We start from the raw sequence: 23,638 nt of genomic DNA, 5'->3' as shown, positions 1-23,638 counted from the left end.
GCCTTCTACAAGGAGATCCACTGGATGAGCGCCCAGGGCATCACGACCGGCTGGAACGACGGCACCTTCCGCCCGCTGGATCAGACCCACCGCGACGCCATGGCCGCCTTCCTGCAGCGCTACTCGTCCTGACCCGCCTTCCGGGTCCGGCACAGCACGACGCCCTCGCTTCCGCACGGAAGCGAGGGCGTCGTCGTCTGTCCGCCGCGGCGATCTCAGGATCGGCGGCAGCCGGGTGTCAGGAGCGGCCGTTGAACAGGCTGGTGACCGAGCCGTCCTCGAAGACCTCCTGGATGGCCCGAGCCAGCAGCGGGGCGATCGAGAGGACCTCGAGGCCCTCGAAGCGGTGCTCCGGCGGGACGGGCAGGGTGTCGGTGACCACGACCTTGCGGGCGCCGCAGCTCTGCAGGCGCTCGACCGCGGGGTCCGAGAACACCGCGTGGGTCGCGGCGATGATGACGTCCTTGGCCCCTGCGGCCTTCAGGACCTTCACCGCCCCGGTGATGGTGCCGGCGGTGTCGATCATGTCGTCGATCAGCACGCAGGTCCGCCCCGCGACCTGGCCGACGACCTCCTTGGAGACCGCCTGGTTCGGCACGGTGATGTCGCGGGTCTTGTGCACGAAGGCCAGCGGCGAGCCGCCCAGGCGCTCGGCCCACTGCTCGGCGACGCGCACACGGCCGGTGTCCGGGGAGACCACGGTGACGTTGTCGACGTCGTCCACGAGCGTGCGCACGTGATCGGCCAGGATGGGGATGGCCATGAGGTGATCGACGGGGCCGTCGAAGAAGCCCTGGATCTGGGCGGTGTGCAGGTCCACGGACATCAGGCGGTCGGCGCCTGCCGTCTTGTACAGATCCGAGATCAGGCGAGCGGAGATGGGCTCGCGGCCCTGGTGCTTCTTGTCCTGGCGCGCGTACGGGTAGAAGGGCGAGACCACGGTGATCGAGTTCGCCGAGGCCCGCTTGAGCGAGTCCAGCATGAGCAGCTGCTCCATGATCCAGTGGTTGATCGGCGCCGGGTGGGACTGGATCAGGAAGGCATCGGCGCCGCGCACGGACTCGCTGAAGCGCACGTAGGTCTCGCCGTTGGCGAAGTCGTAGGCGTCGGTCGGCACGAGCTCCGTGCCGAGCTCACGCGCGACGTCCTCAGCCAGCGGGAGGTGCGCCCGGCCCGAGAGCAGGACGAGGCGGCTCGATCCGTTGTTGAGGATCCCGGTCATCGTGACTCGCTTTCTCCGGCCTCACGGGCCGACGCGGTGCCGTCCGCGGTCTGCCCCGCGGACGTGCCTTCGGTTGTACCAGACTCAGCTGAACCCGTGCGGGCCCGTGCCGAGGCCTCCGCGGCTGCGGTGCCGGCGCGGTGCTGCTCGACCCAGCCCTCCACGATCACAGCACGGCCTTCGGTCAGCGCCAGGGCCCCTGCCGGTACGTCCTTGCGCACGGTGGTGGACGCACCCGAGTAGGCGCCGTCGCCGACCGTCACGGGGGCCACGTACATGTTGTCCGAGCCCATGCGGACGTGATCGCCGATTGTGGTGCGGTGCTTGTTCACGCCGTCGTAGTTCACGAACACGGAGGCGGCGCCGATGTTGGAGCCGGTGCCGATGGTGGCATCTCCCACGTAGGACAGGTGCGGGACCTTGGAGCCCTCGCCGATCGTGGAGTTCTTGGTCTCCACGAACGTGCCGATCTTGCCGTCGGCACCCAGCTCCGTGCCCGGGCGCAGGTAGGCGAACGGGCCCACCGAGGCGCCGGCGCCGATCCGGGAGTCCGAGCCGTGCGTGCGCACGACCCTGGCCCCGCGGCCGACCTGGACGTCGTCCAGGGTGGTGTCCGGGCCCACGACGGCGTCCTCGCCGATCGAGGTGACGCCGTGCAGCTGCGTGTTCGGCAGGATCGTGGCGTCCTGCCCGATCGCGACCTCGACGTCGATCCAGGTGCTCGCCGGGTCCACGACGGTCACGCCATTGAGCAGGTGGCGGCGCACCGTGACCTGGTTGAGGTGCCGGCCGAGCTCGGCCAGCGCCGCACGGTCGTTGGCACCCTCCAGCTCCATGTAGTCCTCCATGAGCGCGGCGTCCACGCGGCCGCCGGCCTCACGGGCGATGCGGGGGACGTCGGTCAGGTACATCTCGCCCTGGGCGTTGTCCGTGGTGACCGCGGCCAGCGAGTCCCGCAGGACGTCGGCGTCGAAGGCGAAGATCCCCGAGTTGATCTCGGCGACCGCGCGCTCGGCCTCGGTCGCGTCCTTGAACTCGCGGATATCGGCGAAGGAGCCGTCGGCATCGCGCAGGATGCGCCCGTACTTGCCGGGCTCGGGGTGCTGGGCGGTGAGCACCGTGACCGCGCTGCCGTTGTCCTGGTGGGTGCGCACCAGATCGGCCAGCGTGTCCGGGGTCAGCAGGGGGACGTCGCCGTAGGTGACCACCACGGTGCCCTCGACCCGGTGCTGGGCGTCCAGGGCCTCGAGCCCGGCCAGCACGGCGGAGCCGGTGCCCGGGACCTCGGACTGATCGGCGATGATCGCCTCCGGGTCGAAGGCCAGGACGTGCTGGGCCACGCGGTCCCGGTCGTGTCGGACCACGACGGCCAGGCGCTGCGGGTCCAGCGAGCGCGCCGCCGCCAAGGAGTGCTCGACCATGGAGCGCCCGCAGATCTCGTGCAGGATCTTGGGAGTCTTGGACTTCATCCGCGTGCCCTTGCCCGCGGCCAGGACGATCACTGCGGCCGGCGGCACCATCGCCCCGGCGGATTCCGTTGTGCTCACGACTGTCGTGCTCCTCTGGGATGGGATGTCGAGGGGGCGGGACGAGTCGGTGGGCTGCCGCGTCCCGTCGGTTCCGCCTCTAGGGTTCGAACCTAGACTCCACGGCTCCAAAGGCCGGGGTGCTGCCAATTACACCAAGGCGGATCGCACCGTGGCGCGGCAGGTGCGGGACCGCTTCTCTCGCGGCTGCCGCGGGCACCGCGCGTGCTGGCCCACACTACCAGTCGGCACTCAGGCTCCTGGTGATGCCGCGGGCCCTCCGGCGTCCGCCGCGGCCGATAGGCTGAGCGGATCATGGCTCATCTACTCGGCGGGGAGAACCTGCACCTGTCCTTTCCCACCCGCACGGTCCTGGAGGGCGTGACGGTCGGCATCGACGCCGGCGACCGCATCGGCATCGTCGGGCGCAACGGCGACGGCAAATCGACCCTCATGAAGGTCCTCGCAGGACGGATCGACCCTGATCAGGGACGCGTGACCTCGCGCTCCGGGACCCGGATCGGGATGCTCGACCAGGCGGACGTCCTGGATCCGTCGCTGACGGTCGGTCAGGCCGTCGTCGGGGATCGTCCCGAGCACGAATGGGCCGGCGATCCCAAGGTGCGCGACGTCATCGGCGGGCTCGTGGCCGATCTGGACTGGGACGCGCCGGTGGGCGAGCTCTCCGGCGGCCAGCGCCGCCGCACCGCCCTGGCCGCGCTGCTGGCCCAGGAGTGGGATGTGCTGTTCCTGGACGAGCCCACCAACCACCTCGACGTCGACGGCATCACCTGGCTGGCCCGGCATCTGAACTCGCGGTGGCCCAAATCCCAGGGCGGGCTCGTGGTGGTCACCCACGACCGCTGGTTCCTGGACGAGGTCTCCACCGCCACCTGGGAGGTCCACGACCGGATCGTGGATCCCTTCGAGGGCGGCTATGCGGCCTACGTCCTGCAGCGCGTCGAGCGCGACCGACAAGCCGCTGTGACCGAGGCCAAGCGGCAGAACCTCATGAAGAAGGAGCTGGCCTGGCTGCGCCGCGGCGCCCCTGCCCGGACCTCCAAGCCCAAGTTCCGCATCGAGGCGGCCAACGAGCTGATCTCCGATGTCCCGCCGCCGCGCGACACCGTGGAGCTGTCGCGGATGGCCGTCTCGCGGCTGGGCAAGCGCGTGGTCGACATCGAGGATGCCTGGGTCACCTACACCGGGGCCCACGACGACGAGGAGACCGGCCACCGGGAGGCCGGCGAGCACACGGTGCTCAAGGACGTGACGTGGCTGATCGCCCCCGGCGAGCGCACCGGCATCCTGGGCCGCAACGGCGCCGGCAAGTCCACTCTTCTGGGACTCGTCACCGGCGACGTCCAGCCCACCTCCGGAACCGTCACGCGGGGCAAGACCGTGAAGCTGGCCGTGCTGACCCAGCAGCTGCGCGAGCTCGAGGAGGTCGCCGAGGACCGCGTCTCGGATGTGGTCGGGCGCTACCGGACCTCCTACGTGACCGGCGGCAAGGAGATGACGCCCGGGCAGCTGCTCGAGCGGCTGGGCTTCACCAACGAGCACCTGGCCACGCCCGTGAAGGATCTCTCCGGCGGGCAGAAGCGGCGCCTGCAGCTGCTGCTGATCCTGCTCGAGGAGCCCAATGTCCTGGTGCTGGATGAGCCGTCCAACGACCTCGACACGGACATGCTCGCGGCCATGGAGGACCTGCTGGACACCTGGCCGGGCACCCTGCTGGTCGTCTCCCACGACCGCTATCTGCTCGAGCGGGTGACCGATCAACAGTACGCCGTGCTCGACGGCCGCTTCCGGCATCTGCCCGGCGGCGTGGACGAGTACCTGCGCCTGGCCGACGGCTCCGCGCTGCAGACCTCCGAGTCGAACCCCATGGCCGCCTCCGCGTCCTCGCAGGGCTCCTCCCTGTCCGGGGCCGAGTCCCGCGCCATGCAGAAGGAGGTCGGGTCGATCGAGCGCAAGCTGTCCAAGCTGCGCGAGACGGTGGCGGACCGGGAGCAGGAGCTGGCCGACCACGACCAGACCGACTTCGAGGGCCTGGGCGAGATCACCGCCCGCATGAACGCCGCCAAGGACGAGATCGACGAGCTCGAGATGCGCTGGCTCGAGCTCTCCGAGCAGCTGGAGGGCTGATGCGGCCCCACCCCCGGAGGAGACGCCCATGACCGAGGGAGAGCCCGCCGAGCAGACCGGCGCCGCACAGGCTGTAGGGAAGACCCAGGATGCGGGCTGGTCGTCGATGACCGGGCTGGAGACCCTGCGCTGGCTCAAGGACCACGATTCCGACGCCGTCCCGTCGATCCGCCGGCTGCTCGGGATGAGCTTCGATGAGGTCGAGGCAGGCCGCGTCGTGATGTCCGTGAAGGGCATGCGGCTGCGCGCCGAGGGCACCACGATCCACGTGGGCGGGCGCACCGCGACCGCTGAGGGCCAGGTGCATCACGAGAGCGGACGGCTCATCGCTCACGCCACCACGACCTGCCTGATCATCCGCTGAGCGCTCGCCGACGACTGCGGGCGCCCGCGCGCACCTCGGGTTATCGTCGGGGAGATCGCGCGGTGAGGATGCCGCCGGCTTGAGATCCCGAGGGGAGACGACGTGGTCCCTGCCCCACCCGCCGACGGCGTCGCCGCGGAGCTGGCGGCCGTCGAGGTGCTGCGCGGCTCCGGTCTGCGCCGGGCCCTGGACTCCGTGCTGGCCGCCCATGGGCTGGAGCTGGGGCGTCGTCGGCTCTGCGCATCGGACGGGCGGCCGTGGCGGCGGATCGGCCTGCACCACCGCCCGGGCGCCGGGGTCACCGGCGTGTACGCGCTGCGGCTGCGCCACGATCTGCAGGGGGCGCCCACATGGCCCGGCAGGCTGCCGTCGCAGGACCCCGACGAGGTCGTCGTATGCCTGTCGACCGGGGCCATGCCGGCGCTGCCGAAGTCGGGCTCGGACTCCTCCTGGGGTGACCCCGGCCCCGTCGCGGTGGAGGCCGAAGGCTGCGCCCTGATCGGGTGGCTGTGGCCCGAGGACCCCTGGCTGCCGGGGCTTCGCAGCTCCACATCTCTGCTGGATCCGAGCCTGGGACTGGGCCTGCCGGATCCAGAGGCGCTGTCTCCGGCGCCTCTGTCCTATCGCCCCACCCGGCGCGCCGTGCTGCGCCTGGACGCCGACGGACTCGACGACCCCGCCGCCTGGCTCAAGGTCGTGCGGCCTGCCCGTCAGCACGAGCTCGTGCAGCGCCACCTCAGCCTCTGGGAGGCGGGCGTCCCGGTGCCCCAGCCCCTGGCGGTCTCCGGCGACGGCGGCGTGCTGCTGGCGCACGTTCCGGGGCACCCCGCCTCGCGGAAGCGACACGACCACCCGGAATCGCCGCTGCAGGCGGAGCATCTGCTCGCCCTGCTGGACCGGCTTCCGTGCTCGGTCATGGACCTGGCCCGGCGTCCGTCGTGGACGGATCGCGTCCTGGACTACGCGCGCTCAGCTGCGGCCTCCCTGCCGGAATCGGCCGAGGAGGTGCTCGCCCACGCGGAGGCGGTGGATGCCGCGCGGTGCGCGTGCGAGGACGCTGACCTGGTCCCGAGCCACGGTGACTTCCACGCCGGCAACGTCATGGTGGGACCCCGACTGCTGGAGCCGTCCCTGGGGCCGATCACGGGCCTGCTGGATCTCGATTCCGTGGGTCCGGGTCGCCTGGACGATGACCTGGCCTGCTATCTGGCGCACCGCTGCGCGCAGCTGGACGACCCCCGGGACGACCGCGCTCCCCTCTCCGCGCCGGCGATCGCGCCGGTGCTCGAGGCCTTCGACGGCATCGTGGATCCCGCGTCCCTGCGCGTGCGCGTCAGCGGCGTCCTGCTCTCCCTGGTCTCCTCGGCCGCCCGTCGGGGAGGCGAGGAGGCCGCAGCGCGGCGCCTGCAGCAGTCCCGGCAGGCGCTGCGCGCCGCGCAGGAGGTCTGAGCCGCCTCAGACCGCGTGGCGACCGCGCGAGACCCGCGGATCGGCCGGCTGCGGCAGGCCCCACAGCAGCGGCACCGATCCGGTGACCCGGTGGATGACCAGCGCCACGACGACGGTGAGGACCGTGAGCAGGACCGGACCCGCCCAGAGCATCACCGTGCCCATGGCCTCCGGCCAGGCCACGCGCGTCATCAGGCCGAGCAGCAGCTGCAGGATGATGGCGTGCAGCACGTAGATCGGCAGGCTGCGCGAACCCGCCGCTCGCGCCCAGCCCATGCCGCGGCGCCCGTCGAGCAGGTGCAGCAGCCACATCCCCGCAGGAATCCCCAGCAGCGGCGGCACCGCAGCTGTGAAGTGCTCCAGGACGGGGACCTCGCGGGTGGGCATCCACAGCAGCAGCGAGACCGCGAAGGCGACGCACCAGGCCAGTCCCTGCCACACGGGGATCTGCGGCACTCGGGTGCGGATGGCGCTGCTGCCCCAGGCCCCCGCCAGGAAGAACAGCCAGTGCTGGGGCACCTCGTTGCTGCCCCAGGAGACCTTGTCGACCAGACCCGGGACGAAGAGCACGTACAGCGCGAGCGCCACCAGCACGACGCCGATCCGCGGTCGCGTCCCCACCACGGCCTGCAGGCCGTAGTAGACCGCCAGGGCGATCAGGAACCAGAGGTAGGAGTCGAAGGTGAGCGTCTCATGGACCCACTCGCCGAGCTTGGCCCCCGGAGTCAGGGTGTCCGAGACCGCTCCGATGAGCAGGTAGGAGACCGCGAAGACGACCGTCCAGACCACGAACAGCCACAGCATGTTCAGCGGACGACGACGCCAGTACTGCCTGCCGTACTTCTCCAGCGAGCGAGTGACGAAGAAGCCTGCCACGACCATGAAGACGGGCATCCGCCACAGCCCGAGCAGGATGTTGACGTCGTTCCACAGGCCGTGGGCCTGCCACCCGTACTCCTGCTGGAGCCCGTAGGCGTGCCCCAGCACCACCAGGACGATCGCGGTTCCCTTGACCGTGTCGATCCACCGCTGCCGCGGTGCGGATGCCGAGGCCGCGCTCTCCGGTCCGCCCCGATGCTCAGTCGCGGCGACGGAGCTGTCCACTGCCATGCCTCTCCCCTGCTGTTCGACCGCACGCCCCCTGCGCACGGGCATACAAGCCATCCAGCATGAGGCCTTTCGACAGCATCTTCCAGGGACTCGGACGAGACGTCCCCTTCAGTAAGGGTGCCTCATGACTTTGCAGGCACACGATCGCGCCCCGGGTCTGCGTTGCGTGTCCGGGCGGGAAGCCGGGCGTGTCAGCCGATGGTGCAGGCCACGGCGCACAGGCCGCGCTCGCGCAGCTGTGCCGCCAGCACCCGGCTCGACTCCGCGCCGTCGTCATGACCTGACGTGCGGGGCAGCGCGACGATCGTGGGCCCCGAGCCGGAGACCATCGCTCGAGCGTCCAGCTCCTCGAGCTCGTCGAGGCGCCGCCGCAGCTCGGGCGACATCTGCAGAGCCGGCGCCTGCAGATCATTGGCCAGCGCTTCCCCGCCGACCGCGGACTCGCCCTCAGCCAGGGCGCGCAGCAGCCCGGCGGGCACCTCCAGCTCGGACTCCCGCACCGTCGGTGCAGCGCCCTCGGCGCGCATCCGGTCCAGGGTCGCGAAGACCTCCGGAGTGGACAGCGCGCCGGTATCAGCCACGAGGACGCCGTGCCATCGGACCCGCACAGGCACGGCGCGCAGCTCGGTGCCGCTGCCGGTCCCGACCGCCGCTCCCCCCGTCATGGCGAAGGGGACGTCGGCACCCAGGCCCGCGCCGATCTCGAGCAGCCGCTCGCGCGCGATCGCATGGCCCGTCTCCCGCGCGATCAGCTCGGCGGCCGCGCTCAGCGCCGCTGCGGCGTCGGCGGAGCCTCCGCCCATCCCGCCGGCCACCGGCACGGCCTTGGCAATCCGCAGCATGAGACCGCTGGGCAGGTCCGGGGCCTCGGCCAGCACCGCCTGGGCGGCCCGGATCGCCAGATTGCGCTCGTCGAGCGGCACGAGAGTCGGGTCGAAGGCGCCTGCAGCCTCCCGCTGGGCCACCAGGGAGCCTGCGACCACCCGCAGCTCGCAGCCCACGGATCCGGCCGGGCGCTGCGGGTCCAGCTCGAGCTGCACGGTCTCGAGTTGATCGACCGCGGCGTACAGGCTGGCCACCGAGTGGTAGCCGTCCTCGCGCAGAGGGCCCACCCGGAAGCAGAGATTGACCTTGCCCGGGGCCACGGCCTGGACCGGTCCGCTCACGATTGCCCGCCGATCGAGGCCCGCGGTCCCCCGATGATGCCGCGAGAAGCACCGGCCGCGGCGATGCTCGCGAAGCCCAGCACGTCGAGCTTCTCCCCGCGCTCGCACGGGGCGATGCCGGCCTCGATCAGGATCTCCTCGGCCAGCGCCCCGGAGCCTGCCCAGCCGGACAGTGCGGCCCGCAGCGTCTTGCGGCGCTGGGCGAAGGCAGCATCGACCACGGCGAAGACGGCATCGCGCTCGGCACCCTCCCCCTCTCGACCAGACAGACTCAGCGCCTCCGCAGCGCCGATGCGCGCCAGCGGCTCGGCGCGACGGCGGAAGCGCACCAGTCCCGAGCTGATCCGCGGCGCCGGCCAGAAGACCTGGGTGCCGATCACGCCGGCCTTCTCGACCTCCGCATGCCAGGACGCCTTGACCGACGGCACGCCGTAGACCTTGGACCCGGGCCGGGCCGCCAGGCGGTCTGCGACCTCGTCCTGGACCATGACCAGCCCCTGGCGGATCGAGGGGAAGCGCGCCAGCAGGTTCAGCAGCACAGGCACGGCGACGTTGTACGGGAGGTTCGCCACGAGCGCCTCAGGCTCCCGGGGCAGCGAGGCGACCTGCAGCGCATCTTCCAGCACGACCTCGAGCCGGTCGGCGGCCTCAGGGCGGAAGCGGGCGACGGTGTGCGGCAGCTGTGCGGCCAGCGGCGGATCGATCTCCACGGCGACCACGTGCTCGACAGCATCCAGCAGCCCCAGGGTCAGCGAGCCGAGACCGGGGCCGACCTCCAGCACCGTGGCCACAGGACCGTCGTCGTGAGCGGCTTCCAGCCGTGCGGCGGCGACGATGCGGCGGATTGTGTTGGGATCGATCACGAAGTTCTGCCCCAGGGTCTTGGTGGGGCGGATGCCGGCGGAGGCGGCCAGCTCCCGGATCTCGGCGGGACCGAGCAGGGGGAGGACAGCGGGTTCCGGGGCATCAGGGCTCTGCACGTCGGACATGCTATCGGCCCACCGCCTCAGTGCTCGCCGTAGACCTCGCGGGAGGTGCGCTCGACCTGCTCGCACAGCTGCTCGAGCGGGGTCTCGAGGTGCTCAGCGATCCAGCGCGCCGTCTGCACCGCCAGGTACGGCGCGTTCGGCCGCCCGCGGTTGGGGTGCGGGGTGAGGAACGGAGCATCGGTCTCGACCATGATCAGCTCGCGGCGCGCCTCCCGCAGCCCGGCCTGGACCCCGTGGGAGTTCTTGAAGGTGACCGTGCCCGCGAAGGACATGTACCAGCCGTTCTCGTTGCAGATCCGCGCCAGCTCGGCATCGCCGGAGAAGCAGTGGAAGACGGTGCGCTCGGGGGCGCCCTCCTCCAGCAGGATCCGCACGACGTCGGCGTGGGCGTCGCGGTCGTGGATCTGCATGGCCAGCCCGTGCTTCTTGGCCAGGCGGATGTGCTCGCGGAACGAGTCCTGCTGCAGCTCGTGGCGGTCCTTGCCGGTGCGGAAGTAGTCCAGTCCGGTCTCTCCGATCGCCCGGGTGCGCTCGTGCCCGGCGAGCTCGTCGAGCACCGTCAGGGCGTCGTCGAGCGCGTCCTTCTGCGCGAGCGCGGGGGCGTCATTGGGGTGGATCGCCACGGCGGCCAGGATGCGCTCGTCGGCCTCTGCGGCCTCGACCGCCCAGCGCGAGGACGGGATGTCGCAGCCGACCTGCACGATCCCCCGGATGCCGAGGTCCTGGGCGACATCCAGGGCATCCGGGATCCCGATGTGCACCCTGCCGTCCTGGATGTCGATGTGCGTGTGGTTGTCCACGATCGGCAACGGCAGCGGCTGGGGAGCCTCCGGGAAGCTCAGGTCGCGCTTGTGCCCGGTCTCGGCGGATTCGCCGCGGCGCCTGGTCCCCGGGCCCGACGGCGCGTCCTCCGGCAGCTGATAGTGCTCGGAGCGGTAGGCCTCAGGGGTCTGACCGGGCACGGTCGCGGGTCGCTGGGCGGGGTCCGGCCACAGCGTCTGGTTCAGGCGGGAGGTTCTCATCCCGCCCAGGCTAGCCCGTCGCCCCGACGCCTATCGGCCCCACTGCGCACCCACCGGTCCGATGGCCCGGTCATCTCCGAGGGCTCCGGGCGGCGAATGATGGCGGTGCGCGTCAGGACCGAGCGGCGAGCACCGCCTCGTAGAGATCCCGCCTCGAGACTCCGTGCGCGGCGGCGATCTGACCGGCGGCGTCCTTGAGCCGGGTCCCGCGTGCGACCTCCTGCTCCACCAGTCCCACCAGATCCGCAGCCTCCTCAGGCTCGGCTGCCGGAGCTCCCTGGACCACCACGACGATCTCCCCGCGCAGACCGTCCTCGCGGATCCGCTCGTGCAGATCGCCCAGGCTCCCGCGCAGGACCTCCTCGTAGACCTTGGTCAGCTCGCGGGCGATGGCCGCAGGGCGCTCCGGGCCGAAGGCCTCGGCCATCGCCTCGATCATCGCTGCGATCCGGTGCGGGGCCTCATAGAAGACCATCGTGCGCTTCTCCCCGGCCAGCTCCACCAGATGCGCGGAACGGGCCCCGGGCTTGCGCGGCAGGAAGCCCTCGAAGGCGAAGCGGTCACTGGGCAGCCCCGAGACCGCGAGCGCCGTGAGCACGGCCGACGGACCCGGCAGCGACGTGACCGGCAGGTCCTGGGCTGCGGCGGCGGCCGCGACCCGGTAGCCGGGATCGGAGACGGTCGGCATGCCTGCGTCGGAGACCACCACGACCATCGAGCCGCTGCGCACCTCGTCGAGCAGCTGCTGGGAGCTGGACTCCTCGTTGTGCTCGTGATGAGCCACCAGCCGTCCCGTGATCTCGATCCCCAGTCCCGAGGCCAGACGACGGGTGCGGCGCGTGTCCTCCGCAGCGACGACGTCGGCGATGGACAGGGCGGCCTTCAGCCGGTCGGAGGCATCGCCCAGGTTGCCGATCGGGGTGGCGGCCAGGACCAGGCAGCCGCCCTGGGGCAGCCCCGCGATCCGAGCGGAGTCGTGGCGGTCAGCGGGGGCGTTGCGATCGGTGCTCACCGGACCACTGTAGATCCCGGGGCTCACGGGCATTCGCTTCCCCTAGCATGATCTCCGTGTCCCCCTCGCACTCAGCGCCGCCGCCGGCCCCTCCTCCCACGACCTCGATGGCCGTCCTCGACTCGGCCGCCTGGACTCCGCGCCGGTCCGCGCCCACGGAGGCCGAGCTGCGTGAACGGCTGCTGCCGCGCACTCCGCTGAGCCTGTCCCGGCTGTGGCTGCTGCCGCTGCTGAGCATCCTGCTGGGGGCCTTCCTGCGCTTCTGGCACCTAGGACAGCCGCAGGACATCGCCTTCGACGAGACCTACTACGTCAAGGACTCCTGGGCGATCATGCTCTCGGGCTACGAGCGCGAGTGGCCCGACGACGCCGATGCCGGCTTCGCCGCCGGAACCCCTCCCGAGCCGCTGGACGCGCCCTCCTATGCGGTGCATCCGCCGCTGGGCAAGATCCTGATCGGGCTGGGCATGCGTCTCTTCGGCGCCGGCGATGCCTTCGGCTGGCGCTTCTCCTCCGCCGTGGCGGGGACGCTGATGATCGTGCTGGTGGTGATCGCCGCCGCCCTGCTGTTCCGCTCCCCCATCGTCTCGGCCATCGCCGGGCTGGCGCTGTCCGTCGACGGGCTGCACATCGCCCATTCGCGCCTGGCCCTGCTGGACATCTTCCTGGCGCTGTTCGTCCTGCTGGCCTTCGTGCTGCTGCTGCTCGACCGCCAGGACGCCCGAAAGCGCCTGGCCCGACGGATGAGCGCCCGGAGCGTCCGCTGGGGCCCCGGGCTCGGCGTGCGCTGGTGGCGGATCGCCGCCGGCGTCTCCTGCGGGCTCGCCGTGGCCGTGAAGTGGAACGCTCTCTACTTCGTGGCCGCCCTGGGCCTGCTCACGGTGATCTGGGACCTCACGGCACGGCGCGCCGCTGGTGTGCGGCTCTGGCTGCCGTCGGGGCTGCTGCGCGACGGCATCCCGGCCTTCCTGTCCATGATCCCCGTGGCGCTGGCGGTGTACCTGGCCACCTGGACGGGCTGGTTCCGCTCCACCGGCGGCTACCGCAGGCAGTGGGCCGCAGAGCACCCCGACGACGGCCCGCAGTGGCTTCCGGCCCCGCTGCGCTCGCTGTGGGAGTACCACGTCTCCGCCTACGACTTCCATCAGGGGCTCTCCTCCGAGCACACCTACATGTCCCAGCCGTGGGACTGGATGTTCCTGGGCCGGCCGACGTCGTACTTCTACGAGTCCCTGGGCCAGGGCCAGTCCGGCTGCGAGGCCGCCAAGTGCTCGCAGCAGATCTTCAACCAGGGCAACCCCGGGATCTGGTGGGCGGGCCTCGTCGCTCTCGTCGTGGCCGTCGTGGTCGTGGCGGTGCGCCGCGACTGGCGCATGGCGAGCCTGCTGAGCCTGATCGCGGTCGGGTGGCTGCCGTGGCTGATGTACCCGGAGCGCACCAAGTTCTTCTTCTACGCCCTGCCCTACCTGCCGTTCCTGGTCCTCGTCCTGGCCGGAGTGGCCGGGCTGCTGCTGCCGGGGCCGCACACACGGCCGTGGCCGGCGCGGATCGGCTGGACCGTGGTGGGCCTGTGGCTGTGCGCGGTGCTGGCTCTGGCCGTGTTCTTCTGGCCCCTGTGGAGCGCCCAGGTCCTGCCCTACGACCACTGGCGGGCCCGCATGTGGTTCGACAATTGGATCTGAGCGGAGGAGGACGGAGCCCCGCAGGTGCGCTGTGCGCTCCTGCGGGGCTGCTCGTCTGCCGGGTCTGCTGGATCAATCCCGACGACGCCCGCGCCGACCCGAACGGGCCCGCTGCGCCAGGACTGCGGCCAGCACCGAGCCGCACACGGTGATCACGGCGATCGTCCCCGCCGCGTCCATCCAGAACTGCGTGGGGTAGAGCCGGATCAGGGTGTCGGCGTTCGAGAACGTCCAGGTGCCGTCGGAGAAGAACAGGGAGTGGAACCCCGCGAAGAACTGCTGCCAGCCCAGTGCCGCCCCCACCGCCAGAGCGGCGGAGGCGATCACGGTCAGCCAGCCGCCCACGGCCACGGAGGTGAGCAGGCCGTCGCGGTCGCGGCGGCGCAGCAGGCCCAGCACGAGTGCCGCCAGGACGACCACGAACCCCGCCCACAGGCCGATCTGCAGGACCCACTTCACGTCGGTCATGTGGGAGACCTCCTCCGGCGTGAACCATGGCCGCCCGGACGAGGTGCGCACCTCCCCCAGGAACGGCCCCGGGGCCCAGTTGAGGACGTAGTCCATGCCCTGGGAGCCCAGGATCATGCGGTCCTCGGCCTGGAACCCGTAGGGATCCTCGGGGAAGCCCGGGCGGTGGTACTCGATCCACAGGAACAGCGGCGTGGCCACCAGGCGGATGCTCACCACCAGCAGCGACAGCGGCACCGCGAGTGCCACGAGCACGCGGGTCAGCGCCCCCAGTGCGCCCAGTCGCCCGCCCTGCTCCTCCGCTCGACGGGAGCCGCCCGAACGGGCCTCGGGCGCATGCGCCGTGCTGCCGCGGCCCGGAGACTCCGGCTCCGATCGATCATGTGTGCGGGGCTGCTCGGCGGAGTGCGGGGAGACGTTCTGCCGACCAGCATCGCCCCAGGGCTCGACGGGCCCGCTCGTCGAGCCGTCCGCAGCGCGTGAAGCGTCAGGCCTCCCGGAGGCGGCCAGCTGCTCGGAACTGCTCTGCGCGGAGACCGCCGGGCCCAGGTGGGCCCACTGCGCTCCGGAGGTCAGCGGCTGCTGGGGGCGAGCCGGACGCGACCGGCTCACCGGGGCCCTCGGTCCGCCATCGCCTGAACGGGCAGCAGATGCGGGATGCCGTCGGTGATCTCGTAGACGGGGTGGATCCCCTCCAGGTGCGGAAGCTCGCTCATGAGGTGATGCTCGTCGAGGGGCAGCAGCCGACCGCGGGTCAGCGGGCAGCGCAGGATCTCGAGCAGGTCCGCGGAGAGCTCGGAGATCCCTCGCCCGCGGTGGCGGACGCGCTCGATCGACTCCTGAGCAGCGGAATCCTGCACCCATGGGAGCCGTCCCGTGCTCGGACGGCTGGTGGAGCGGGATGCGGGGAGATCCGACTCGGAGGTCCCGTCAGGGGACGAGCCTCCTGCGGGTCGAGACGACGGATCGGAGCCAGGAGCGCTGGTCATGTGCGGAGGCCTTCGGCTGGGGGGACCATGGTCGCGGCGACCTCATCGAGGGGCGCCGTGGGCCATTGTAGGGGCAGGTCAGGCACCGAGTCCGGCTCAGGAGCGCCCGCGGCGCAGATGCGGGCGGCGCATCCCCTCGGGCTGGGGGCGCGCTGCTCGGCGTGCGGGCACGTACACCGTGCTGTGGCTGGCGAAGATCTCATCCGTCAGGGAGTCGAAGGCACCGTCCTCGCCGTGGAGGGAGCCCGCCTCGCCCGGATCGTCGATGCCCTGGACGGGCTCCCGCTCCTGCACGGGATCGGAGACGGCGCGCAGCCCAGCCGCGCGCCCGCCCGACACGCTCGGGTGCTCGGGAATCGCAGCGACCGGGGCTTCCTCCGGCGCGGAGGACGATGCCTCGCCGCCGTGCTCGACGGACTCCTCGGCCGGCTCCTTGTGCCCCGAGGAGCTCACGGCCCTCAGCCGGGAACGACGCCTGCGGCCCCACCCCTTGGAGGCGGAGCCGAAGGGGTTCCCCGGGGCATCATCCCCGGCGGCGTCCTCGTCATCGGCCTGCGGACTCTGCGTCTGCGATCCGGCGTCCGCGGCAGGCACGTGGGTCCGTGCGGCACCGGGCAGCGTGCTCAGCGGCGCCAGCGGCGCGGAGTCCGCCACGAGGTCACCGCGCTGAGCCGCGGGCGCCTCCTCGTCCTGGGAGTCGGGGATGCCCTCGAGGCGGACGATCTCCCAGCCGCGCGGAGGGGTCATGCGCTGGGCGTGCGGAACGCACAGGTCGTACGCGTGCGGCTCCGCATGCACCGACAGCGGTCCGATGACAGCGGTCGAGTCCGAGTACACGAACGTCAGGGTGGTCCGCGCGGGTCGACGGCAGCTCTGCCGGGAGCAGAGTCGATCCAGCGGTGCTTCTGCGGTGCTCATTCGAGGAAGGCTACCCTCCGGTCGATCCGTCGCCCGGGCATCCGGGCGCGTCAGCGCCCGGCGCGGCGCAGACGACGGCGCTCGCGCTCGGAGAGCCCGCCCCAGATGCCGAACTTCTCGTCGTGGGCCATGGCGTAGTCCAGGCACTCATCGCGCACCGGGCAGGCGAAGCACACGCGCTTGGCGTCGCGGGTCGAGCCGCCCTTCTCCGGGAAGAAGGCCTCGGGATCGGTCTGAGCGCACAGGGCATCGGTCTGCCAGGTGAGCTCGCCCCCGTCGTCGTCTACGCCGTAGACGCCGGCCACGGCCTGCCAGATGGAGCCGGGGACCTCGGAGGCATCCTGGAAATCCGCGCTCTCCGTATCCGACAGCGCGCTCAGACGCCGCGCGGGCGCCGCGGAGGCGGAATCGCCGTCGACCGGGTCCAGGAACCAGTCCTGCGGCACTGCGCGGGCGCCGCGGCGGCGGCGGCGGGCGGGCTCGGACAGCTCAGCGCGACTTCGTGCGGGCTCTGCCATGTCGGTCCTTCCGGTGCGCGTGGATCTGTGGGGCTCGTGCGGCGTCATGCGCCATCTCATGCGGCGAAGACGCGCGAGCCGTAGGATCGCGGCGAAGACTGTGCGGGGGAAGCAGATCAGCTCCCCTCAGTGGGAGATCACCTGCTCGGAGCCTTAATTACACGTGTGTAAGTGTCCTGCGTCAAGCGGGGATCCCGTGCGCGCAGGCCCCTGACGCCCCGTCGAGCCCCGTTCTGACCTCGAATGATGCCCGCAGCGGCACACTCAGGATCTGCCTTCGCCTCCCCGCCAGACCGCCCTGTCCAAGCCCCGTCGAGAGGATCACCATGGACGATCGCACCGATGCACGCCGACCGGATGCCGAGATCACCGGTCTGCTGACCCGGCTGGCCCAGCGCCCCACTCCGGCCGTGGTCTGGTACGGCTCCGATGGAGGCCGGGTCGAGCTGTCCGGTCGGGTGAGCGAGAACTGGATCGCCAAGACCGCGAACCTCCTGGTGGATGATCTGGGCCTGATGCCCGGCGACCGCGTGGTCCTGGATCCCGCGCTGCACTGGCGCACGCTGGTGCTGGCCGCAGCGGCCTGGCGCACCGGGGCCTGCGTGGTGCTGGAGCCCACGGTCGGCGACGTCCGGCTCAGCGCTCTGCTCAATCGCACCGGCGCGGCAGCCGATGCGCTCCCCTCGCCCGAAGGATCAGCGGCAGCGGCTGTGGCGGAGGCCGAGGATCGTCTGATCCTGGCCTACCCGGCGCTGGCCATGCGACTGCCGGATGACTCGGTGCTCGAGCCCGGGGACATCGACTACTGCGCCGAGATCCGCTCCCACGGCGACCGGTGGTCGGGGGCCAGCCGGCCCGCAGACGCGGATGCCGCCCTCAAGACGAGCGGCGGGTCTCTGAGCTTCGCCGAGCTGCGGGACCAGGCCGAGGCCCGGGCCGCCGAGCTGGGCTCCGCCCCAGTGGTGCACGTGGCCGTCGACGGCTGGGATCGCGATGCTCTGGTGGGACTGCTGGCGATCTGGGCCGCTGAGGGCACAGCAGTGCTCAGCGACCGCCCTCGGGATGAGGCGCTGCAGCGGGATCTGGCCGCCGAGCACGTGGGACTCACCTGGTGCTGAGATCCGATGCCTCGGCCTCCGGGCCCTGCCGGTCATCGCCCATGGCCGGCTCCGGGGCGCCCGGGGTCCCGTGGGCGGTGCTGCCGGTGCGGCGACGAGCCCGGTCCTGCCCCACGACCGGGAGGCTGCCCGTGATCGCGACCATCTCCGAGGCGGTCGAGGGAGCGAAGCCCGGCTCGCTGTCCAGCGGCTTGGCGTAGACCCAGAAGCGGTAGGCCAGGTACCGGAAGACGGTGCCCAGGACGGTGCCGATGATCGTGCCGGAGATGAATGAGGCCGTGCCGCTGGTCAGGCCCAGGACGTAGTAGCTCACGCCGATGCACGAGAGCTCGATGGCCAGGCCGATCACATTGGCGACCAGGAACTGCCAGGCCTCCCGCTTGGTGTCCGCCTGTCGCTTGTCCTTGAAGGTCCAGTAGCGGTTGGCCAGCCAGGAGAACAGGGTGGCCACGACCGTGGCGATCGCCTTCGCCTTGAGGTGGCCGCCGTCCTGGAAGACGGTGGCCATGAGCAGAGCGACGACGCCGGCATTGACCAGGAAGGCGAGCCCGCCGACGGTCCCGAACTTCATCAGCTCCGCGATGAACAGGTGCCAGAGGGCTTTGAAGCGAACGGTCATGGCGTGAGGACTCCGGATTCGAGACGGCCCCGCAGCTGCACGGGTCGCGCGCATCGGAACGGAACGAGGGCCTGCAGAAGTGTACTACTGCGAACCTGACGGGGAACGAACCCGGCCCTCGACTACCCTGGGAATGTGATGAACGACGACAGCAGCCAGAGCCCCGATCCCGCAGCCGACTCCCGGCGCTTCTCCCCCACCGGACCCGTGATCGGCGTGGTCGGCGGAGGCCAGCTCGCCCGCATGATGGGCCCGGCCGCCACTGAGCTGGGCATCGAGCTGCGGGTGCTGGCGGAGTCGCAGGATGCCGGGGCCGTTCCGGCCGCGGCCTCCCATCAGGTGGGCCCAGGAGATGACCTCGAGGCCCTGCGCGCCTTCGCCCAGGGCCTGGACGCGCTGACCTTCGATCACGAGCACGTTCCGAACGCCCACCTGGAGGCGCTGCTGGCCGACGGCGTCGTCGTCGAGCCCCGCCCCCACGCCCTGATCCACGCCCAGGACAAGATCGTGATGCGCCGGGCCGTCGAGCGCCTGGGCCTGCCGAACCCGCGCTGGGCCGAGGTCTCGGACGCCGAGGACCTCGTGGCCTTCGCCGACGGCCGGTGGCCCGTGATCCTCAAGACGCCGCGGGGCGGCTACGACGGCAAGGGCGTGCTGGTGGTCCGCTCGGAGGACGAGGTCCGCACCGGCGCGGCCGCCGAATGGTTCGGCCGCGCCGAGTCCCCGCTGCTGGCGGAGGAGGCCGTCGACTTCGCCCGTGAGCTCTCCGCTCAGGTGGCACGGCGCCGCAGCGGCGAGCAGCGCTGCTGGCCGGTGGTCGAGTCGATCCAGGTCGACGGCGTGTGCGACGAGGTCATCAGCCCCGCCCCGAACCTGGCCCCGGACGAGATCGCGACCGCCCAGCGCATCGCCCTGGAGCTGTCGGAGCAGCTGGATGTGACCGGTGTGATGGCTGTCGAGCTGTTCCAGACCCGCGACGGCAGACTGCTCGTCAACGAGCTGGCCATGCGCCCGCACAACTCCGGGCACTGGTCCATGGACGGCGCCGTGACGGGGCAGTTCGAGCAGCACCTGCGCGCCGTGCTGGACCTGCCCCTGGGATCGCCCGAGCCCCTTGCGTCCGTCGCCGTGATGAAGAACATCCTGGGCGGCGAGCAGCCGAACCTCTTCGCGGGCCTCACCCAGGCGATGTCCGAGCATCCGCGCGCCAAGATCCACCTCTACGGCAAGTCCGTGAAGCCTGGGCGCAAGGTCGGGCACGTCAATGCTCTGTCCCGGCGCGAGGACCCGGCGGACGGCTCCGTGACCGCCGAGGTCCGCGCCCTGGCCTCGGCGGCAGCGGCTGTGGTGCGCGACGGCCGCTGAGAGCTCCGGGGCACGGCTCTCCGAGACGGCAGCGCCTCCTCAGGGGCGCCGTCCGTCGATCTCCACGTCCCGTCCAGGGTTCGCGAGTACCGTGTGCGCTGATCCGCAACCGGCGCCCCTCGGCGCCGCCCCAGCAGACCAGGGCCCCGCCTCGGGCCCGAGTTCCAGGAGTGTGCAGTGAGCCAAGCGCTTCCCGATGTCGGCGTCATCATGGGATCGGACTCGGACTGGTCCGTCATGGAGGCCGCCGCCCAGGTCCTCGACGAGCTCGGCATCTCCTGCGAGGTCGATGTGGTCTCGGCGCACCGCATGCCCTCCGAGATGCTCGACTACGGCTCCTCGGCGGAGATGCGCGGGCTGCGCGTGATCATCGCCGGCGCCGGAGGCGCAGCCCACCTGCCCGGGATGATCGCCGCGACCACGCCGCTGCCGGTGATCGGCGTGCCCGTGCCGCTGAAGACGCTCGACGGCCTCGACTCGCTGCTGTCCATCGTGCAGATGCCCGCCGGTGTCCCGGTGGCGACCGTCTCGATCGGAGGCGCCCGCAACGCCGGCCTGCTGGCGGCTCGCATCCTGGCCTCCGGCACCGACGACCGCGCCCGCCAGCTGCGCCGCGACCTCAACTCCTTCGCCGCCGACCTCAACGTCTCCGCTCAGGACAAGGGACGCGCGCTGCGTCGCCGTCTGTCCCAGTGACCCCGCCGAGGACCGCTGCTCCGGTCCCGGCCGCTTCCCCACCAGGGGCATCTTCCCCGCCTCCCAGATCCAGCGAGTGACACCGTGACCGGACCTCAGCTTCCCCGCGACCCCCGCCGGCGACGCATCGACGCCTCCCGAGCCCCTCGTCAAGAGCCGGTCTCCGATGGCCGGGCCCGTCCCGAGGACTCCTCCGTCCAGCGCTCTGGCACTGAGACCCCCGGCGCCCGCCGGACGGAGGAGCCGATGGAGACCAGGCGCCCCGCCGGTCGCCACTGGGCCGAGGACGAGTGGACCGACGAGGCACCCGAGCGCGGCCTCCCCGCCGATCAGGGCCCGGCAGAGGATCGACCGCCCCGAGACAGCACGCCCCGAGCCCATGCTCCCGAGCCCCCGGCGCGGCGGGCCTGGACGGAGGGAGACCTCCTGGACCGCGACGCTCTGGAGGAGGGCCCCGAGCACGAGGGGCTTCCCGAGCCGCAGGACCGGGACATCGCCGCCGAGATCTCCTCCGAAGCGGCCCTGAGCAGCCGCGACGGCACAGCGTCCTGGGCTCGGGCCCTGCGGGAGCCGTCGTTCGTCTCCTCCGGCCGACGCACCTGGCGCGCCTGGCTGCTGATCCTGGGCACGCTCGTCTTCCCGGGATCGGCGCAGATCGCTGCGGGCAACCGCCGACTGGGCCGCATCGCCCTGCCCATCACCATCATGTGCTGGGCGGTGCTGGTCATCGCGCTGCTCTTGGCGCTGGTGTGGCGCAACCCCCTGGTGTTCCTGCTGACCAACGGCTTCTCGGGCCGGATCATCGCCTTCGCCCTGGTGCTCGCCGCGATCTGGTGGGGCCTGCTCTTCCTGGACACGCTGCGGCTGATCCGCCCCGGCCTGCTCGAGACCCGCCCCAGGGTCCTGGCCTGCGCCGGGCTGGCAGCGCTGCTGTTCGTGACCTCCGGCGGGCTGCTCTACTCCGCGCACCTGCTCAACGTCACCCGCGGAACGGTCGGCGAGATCTTCGCCGGCGGCATGCCGTTCAGCCCCGTCGACGGGCGGTACAACATCCTGCTCATGGGCGCCGACGCCGGCGAAGACCGGGTGGGCCTGCGCCCCGACTCCATGACGGTGCTGAGCATCGACGCCGATTCCGGCCAGACCGCCACGATCTCGCTGCCGCGCAACCTGCAGAACGTGCCCTTCCCGGAGGACTCGCCCATGCACGAGATCTACCCGGAGGGCTACAACTGCGGCGACGAGTGCCTGCTCAACGCCGTCTACACGGACGTCATGCAGAACCACCAGGACATCTACGGCGATGACGTCGAGGATCCTGGCGTGGAGGCCATGAAGGATGCGGCCACCGGCGTGCTGGGCATCGAGGTCCAGGGCTACGCCATGATCGACATGCACGGCTTCGAGCAGCTCATCGACGCCCTGGGCGGCATCACGATCGACGTCGGCGGCCAGGTCCCGATGGGCGGCGGCACGAACTCCCGCACGGGCGAACCCAACGAGGTCCTGGGCTACATCGAGCCCGGGGTCCAGAAGCTCGACGGCTATCACGCCCTCTGGTACGCCCGCTCCCGCGAGGGGGCCTCGGACTACGACCGGCAGGCCCGCCAGCGCTGCGTCCAGGCGGCCATGCTGGATCAGCTCAATCCCGCGAACGTCGTCACCCAGTTCGAGGAGCTGGCCGCCGCCGGCACTCAGGTGGTCGAGACGGACATCCCGCAGTCGTCGCTGGGCTCGTTCGTGGACCTGGCGGTGAAGGCCAAGGAGCACGAGTTCGTGACCTATGCGGCCGGCCCGCCCTACTACGACGAGCTGTTCCCCACCTACCCGGACTACGACCAGCTCCACGCGGATGTGCAGGAGATGCTGGAGTCCGCACAGGGCGAGGATCCGCAGGCCTCCGGGGCGGTCGGCGGTGCGGGCCCCCTGGGCTCCGCGAGCCTCGTCACGGTGCCCGGCCAGACCACCGACGACGGCCAGGGCTCCTCCGGAGACACGCCCGAGCTCTCGCCCAACGGCACCTGCTCGGTGCCCTGATCCGACCCGCCCGCAGGCCTCACGGGCCCGGTCCGAGCCGCCCGCCGGCACGGACCGGGCCCGTGGTCTCGGCCGGTACAGTGGCGGCGTGACGAATATTCTGCAGACCCAGCCGTGGGCGGACTTCCAGCGCGCCCTGGGCCACACCGTCCTCCAGGAATCCGGACAGGGATGGTCCTGGCAGGCCACCGTCGAGGGCGGACGCACCGGGCGCTACCTCTACGCGCCGTACGGGCCGATCGCCGACTCCGTCGAGTCGTTCGAGGCCGCCATGGCCTCCCTGCGCCGGGCGGCGCAGGAGCATGGCTGCTGGTTCGTGCGGGTCGAGCCGGCCTTCGCCGTCATCCAGACCGGTGCCGAGTCCAAGGACCGAGCCATGCGCCGGCGCGGCTTCCGCCCCTCCCCCAGACACCTGCAGCCGGGGCACACGCAGCTGATCGACCTCACGCAGGACGAGGACGCGATCCTCAGGGACATGAAGTCCACCAACCGCAACCTGCACCGCAACATCCACAAGAAGGGCGTGACGTTCACCGCCCACACGGAGCCCGAGACGGTCTCCGTGCTGCTGCGGTTCCTGGAGCAGACCGCCGAGCGCAAGGGCTTCAACCGCCAGCACGACGACTACCTGCGCACCGCCGCCGAGGTCCTCATGCCGCAGGGAGCTGCGGTGCTCTACATCGCTCGCCTGGAGGGCGAGCCGATCGGGGCCTCCCTGGTCTACGACTCCGACGACACCCGCACCTACGCGCACGCCTCCATGGATGTGGAGCACCGGAAGCTCTCCGCGGGCATCCCCCTGGTCGTGCGGATGATCCTGGATGCGAAGGAGAAGGGGCTGAGCACGTTCGATCTGTTCGGAACCGCCCCGGACGACGCAGGCCCGGAGCACGAGTGGTTCGGCTTCACCCGGTTCAAGAAGGCCTTCGGCGGCAGCCCCGTCGAGTACCCCGGGACCTGGGATCTGCCGGTCTCCAAGGGCGGCTACGCGACGTACACGACCGCCCGCGCACTGCGCGAGGGCCTCGGCGCTGCCCGCACCGACGGCCGCGCCGCCCTGAGCACGCTGCGCGAGGAGGGGCCCTCGTCCCTCAAGCGCGCACCCGCCGCGGCCGCCCAGCGCGCCTCGTCGATCCGCGATCGGCTGCGGGGGCGCTTCGGCCGCTGAGCCGGTGACGCGGCACAGGACAGAGGCCCCGAGCGCTGATGCGCTCGGGGCC

General features: G+C 71.6%; 22 protein-coding genes and 1 tRNA gene. 10 read left to right on the top strand and 13 right to left on the bottom strand.

Annotation, left to right across the window (positions count from 1 at the left end; translation table 11 throughout):
* Positions 1-15 precede the first annotated feature (15 nt).
* The gene (locus RF645_RS08450; RefSeq protein WP_368818929.1) at positions 16-132 is read left to right on the top strand and encodes a hypothetical protein; all 117 of its coding nucleotides are present in this window, start codon (positions 16-18) and stop codon (positions 130-132) included.
* A gap of 106 nt (positions 133-238) precedes the next feature.
* Here the strand turns inward: RF645_RS08450 and RF645_RS08445 are convergent, their stop codons facing one another.
* From RF645_RS08445 to RF645_RS08435, 3 genes are all read right to left on the bottom strand, one after another.
* The gene (locus tag RF645_RS08445) at positions 239-1,222 is read right to left on the bottom strand and encodes a ribose-phosphate diphosphokinase (RefSeq protein WP_006214192.1); all 984 of its coding nucleotides are present in this window, start codon (positions 1,220-1,222) and stop codon (positions 239-241) included.
* Positions 1,219-2,742 carry a bifunctional UDP-N-acetylglucosamine diphosphorylase/glucosamine-1-phosphate N-acetyltransferase GlmU gene (gene glmU, locus RF645_RS08440; protein ID WP_058871756.1) on the bottom strand — a complete coding sequence of 508 codons (1,524 nt, stop codon included), beginning with the start codon at positions 2,740-2,742 and terminating at the stop codon, positions 1,219-1,221. Before glmU ends, RF645_RS08445 begins: the two co-directional genes overlap by 4 nt.
* Positions 2,743-2,840: 98 nt before the next feature.
* Positions 2,841-2,913 (bottom strand) — tRNA-Gln (locus RF645_RS08435).
* A gap of 150 nt (positions 2,914-3,063) precedes the next feature.
* On the opposite strand from RF645_RS08435, the gene RF645_RS08430 reads away from it, so the two are divergent.
* The 3 genes from RF645_RS08430 (at position 3,064) to RF645_RS08420 (ending at position 6,709) form a co-directional block, all read left to right on the top strand.
* Entirely contained in the window at positions 3,064-4,896 is a 1,833-nt protein-coding gene (locus RF645_RS08430; RefSeq protein WP_058871757.1) for an ABC-F family ATP-binding cassette domain-containing protein, read from the top strand.
* A 28-nt stretch (positions 4,897-4,924) separates the two neighbouring features.
* Positions 4,925-5,260, top strand: coding sequence for a PaaI family thioesterase (locus RF645_RS08425; RefSeq protein WP_235586793.1), 336 nt, complete (start codon positions 4,925-4,927; stop codon positions 5,258-5,260).
* A 102-nt stretch (positions 5,261-5,362) separates the two neighbouring features.
* Positions 5,363-6,709 carry a phosphotransferase gene (locus tag RF645_RS08420; protein ID WP_058871758.1) on the top strand — a complete coding sequence of 449 codons (1,347 nt, stop codon included), beginning with the start codon at positions 5,363-5,365 and terminating at the stop codon, positions 6,707-6,709.
* Between the two features lie 6 nt (positions 6,710-6,715).
* On the opposite strand, the gene RF645_RS08415 is transcribed toward RF645_RS08420, so the two are convergent.
* From RF645_RS08415 to rsmI, 5 genes are all read right to left on the bottom strand, one after another.
* A complete protein-coding gene (locus RF645_RS08415; RefSeq protein WP_058871759.1) occupies positions 6,716-7,819 on the bottom strand; it encodes an acyltransferase in 1,104 nt (367 codons plus the stop codon).
* 191 nt (positions 7,820-8,010) lie between these two features.
* Positions 8,011-8,985, bottom strand: coding sequence for a 4-(cytidine 5'-diphospho)-2-C-methyl-D-erythritol kinase (locus RF645_RS08410; protein WP_235586794.1), 975 nt, complete (start codon positions 8,983-8,985; stop codon positions 8,011-8,013).
* Positions 8,982-9,974 (bottom strand): 16S rRNA (adenine(1518)-N(6)/adenine(1519)-N(6))-dimethyltransferase RsmA, encoded by a 993-nt coding sequence (gene rsmA / locus RF645_RS08405; protein WP_058871760.1) that lies wholly within the window; start codon positions 9,972-9,974, stop codon positions 8,982-8,984. The genes RF645_RS08410 and rsmA overlap by 4 nt, the downstream gene beginning before the upstream one ends.
* 17 nt (positions 9,975-9,991) lie before the next feature.
* Complete coding sequence (locus RF645_RS08400; protein WP_058871761.1) at positions 9,992-10,996, bottom strand: TatD family hydrolase; 1,005 nt, start codon at positions 10,994-10,996, stop codon at positions 9,992-9,994.
* A gap of 112 nt (positions 10,997-11,108) precedes the next feature.
* Positions 11,109-12,008, bottom strand: coding sequence for a 16S rRNA (cytidine(1402)-2'-O)-methyltransferase (gene rsmI, locus RF645_RS08395; protein WP_006213391.1), 900 nt, complete (start codon positions 12,006-12,008; stop codon positions 11,109-11,111).
* A 56-nt stretch (positions 12,009-12,064) separates the two neighbouring features.
* On the opposite strand from rsmI, the gene RF645_RS08390 reads away from it, so the two are divergent.
* The gene (locus RF645_RS08390) at positions 12,065-13,690 is read left to right on the top strand and encodes a dolichyl-phosphate-mannose--protein mannosyltransferase (protein ID WP_235586795.1); all 1,626 of its coding nucleotides are present in this window, start codon (positions 12,065-12,067) and stop codon (positions 13,688-13,690) included.
* A 72-nt stretch (positions 13,691-13,762) separates the two neighbouring features.
* Here RF645_RS08390 and RF645_RS08385 read toward each other — a convergent pair whose 3' ends face one another.
* The 4 genes from RF645_RS08385 to RF645_RS08370 form a co-directional block, all read right to left on the bottom strand.
* Positions 13,763-14,770, bottom strand: a complete 1,008-nt coding sequence (locus RF645_RS08385) for a DUF1461 domain-containing protein (RefSeq protein WP_153005719.1) — start codon at positions 14,768-14,770, stop codon at positions 13,763-13,765.
* Complete coding sequence (locus RF645_RS08380; protein WP_006213394.1) at positions 14,767-15,018, bottom strand: Trm112 family protein; 252 nt, start codon at positions 15,016-15,018, stop codon at positions 14,767-14,769. Before RF645_RS08380 ends, RF645_RS08385 begins: the two co-directional genes overlap by 4 nt.
* A 225-nt stretch (positions 15,019-15,243) precedes the next feature.
* On the bottom strand, positions 15,244-16,065 hold the full coding sequence (locus RF645_RS08375; RefSeq protein WP_058871763.1) for a DUF3499 family protein: 822 nt from the start codon (positions 16,063-16,065) through the stop codon (positions 15,244-15,246).
* Between the two features lie 50 nt (positions 16,066-16,115).
* Positions 16,116-16,583 carry a WhiB family transcriptional regulator gene (locus RF645_RS08370; protein WP_235586796.1) on the bottom strand — a complete coding sequence of 156 codons (468 nt, stop codon included), beginning with the start codon at positions 16,581-16,583 and terminating at the stop codon, positions 16,116-16,118.
* A gap of 326 nt (positions 16,584-16,909) precedes the next feature.
* Between RF645_RS08370 and RF645_RS08365 the strand changes: the two genes are divergently transcribed.
* Entirely contained in the window at positions 16,910-17,701 is a 792-nt protein-coding gene (locus RF645_RS08365) for a TIGR03089 family protein (RefSeq protein ID WP_058871765.1), read from the top strand.
* On the opposite strand, the gene RF645_RS08360 is transcribed toward RF645_RS08365, so the two are convergent.
* On the bottom strand, positions 17,688-18,320 hold the full coding sequence (locus RF645_RS08360) for a GtrA family protein (RefSeq protein ID WP_058871766.1): 633 nt from the start codon (positions 18,318-18,320) through the stop codon (positions 17,688-17,690). The two genes, RF645_RS08365 and RF645_RS08360, sit on opposite strands and share 14 nt — an antisense overlap.
* Positions 18,321-18,458: 138 nt before the next feature.
* On the opposite strand from RF645_RS08360, the gene RF645_RS08355 reads away from it, so the two are divergent.
* The 4 genes from RF645_RS08355 to RF645_RS08340 all read left to right on the top strand — a co-directional run bounded on the left by RF645_RS08355 (position 18,459) and on the right by RF645_RS08340 (position 23,586).
* Positions 18,459-19,685 (top strand): 5-(carboxyamino)imidazole ribonucleotide synthase, encoded by a 1,227-nt coding sequence (locus RF645_RS08355; protein ID WP_058871767.1) that lies wholly within the window; start codon positions 18,459-18,461, stop codon positions 19,683-19,685.
* Between the two features lie 210 nt (positions 19,686-19,895).
* Positions 19,896-20,381, top strand: a complete 486-nt coding sequence (gene purE, locus RF645_RS08350) for a 5-(carboxyamino)imidazole ribonucleotide mutase (RefSeq protein WP_368818928.1) — start codon at positions 19,896-19,898, stop codon at positions 20,379-20,381.
* Positions 20,382-20,627: 246 nt separating this feature from the next.
* Positions 20,628-22,418: an LCP family protein gene (locus RF645_RS08345; protein ID WP_058871768.1), complete on the top strand. Its 1,791-nt coding sequence runs from the start codon at positions 20,628-20,630 to the stop codon at positions 22,416-22,418.
* Positions 22,419-22,506: 88 nt separating this feature from the next.
* Positions 22,507-23,586: a peptidoglycan bridge formation glycyltransferase FemA/FemB family protein gene (locus tag RF645_RS08340; RefSeq protein ID WP_058871769.1), complete on the top strand. Its 1,080-nt coding sequence runs from the start codon at positions 22,507-22,509 to the stop codon at positions 23,584-23,586.
* Positions 23,587-23,638: the final 52 nt, after the last annotated feature.

The organism is Kocuria sp. CPCC 205260, assembly GCF_040981045.1.
Classification (GTDB): Bacteria; Actinomycetota; Actinomycetes; order Actinomycetales; family Micrococcaceae; genus Kocuria; species Kocuria palustris.
This window is presented reverse-complemented; position numbering and strand designations above follow the sequence as displayed.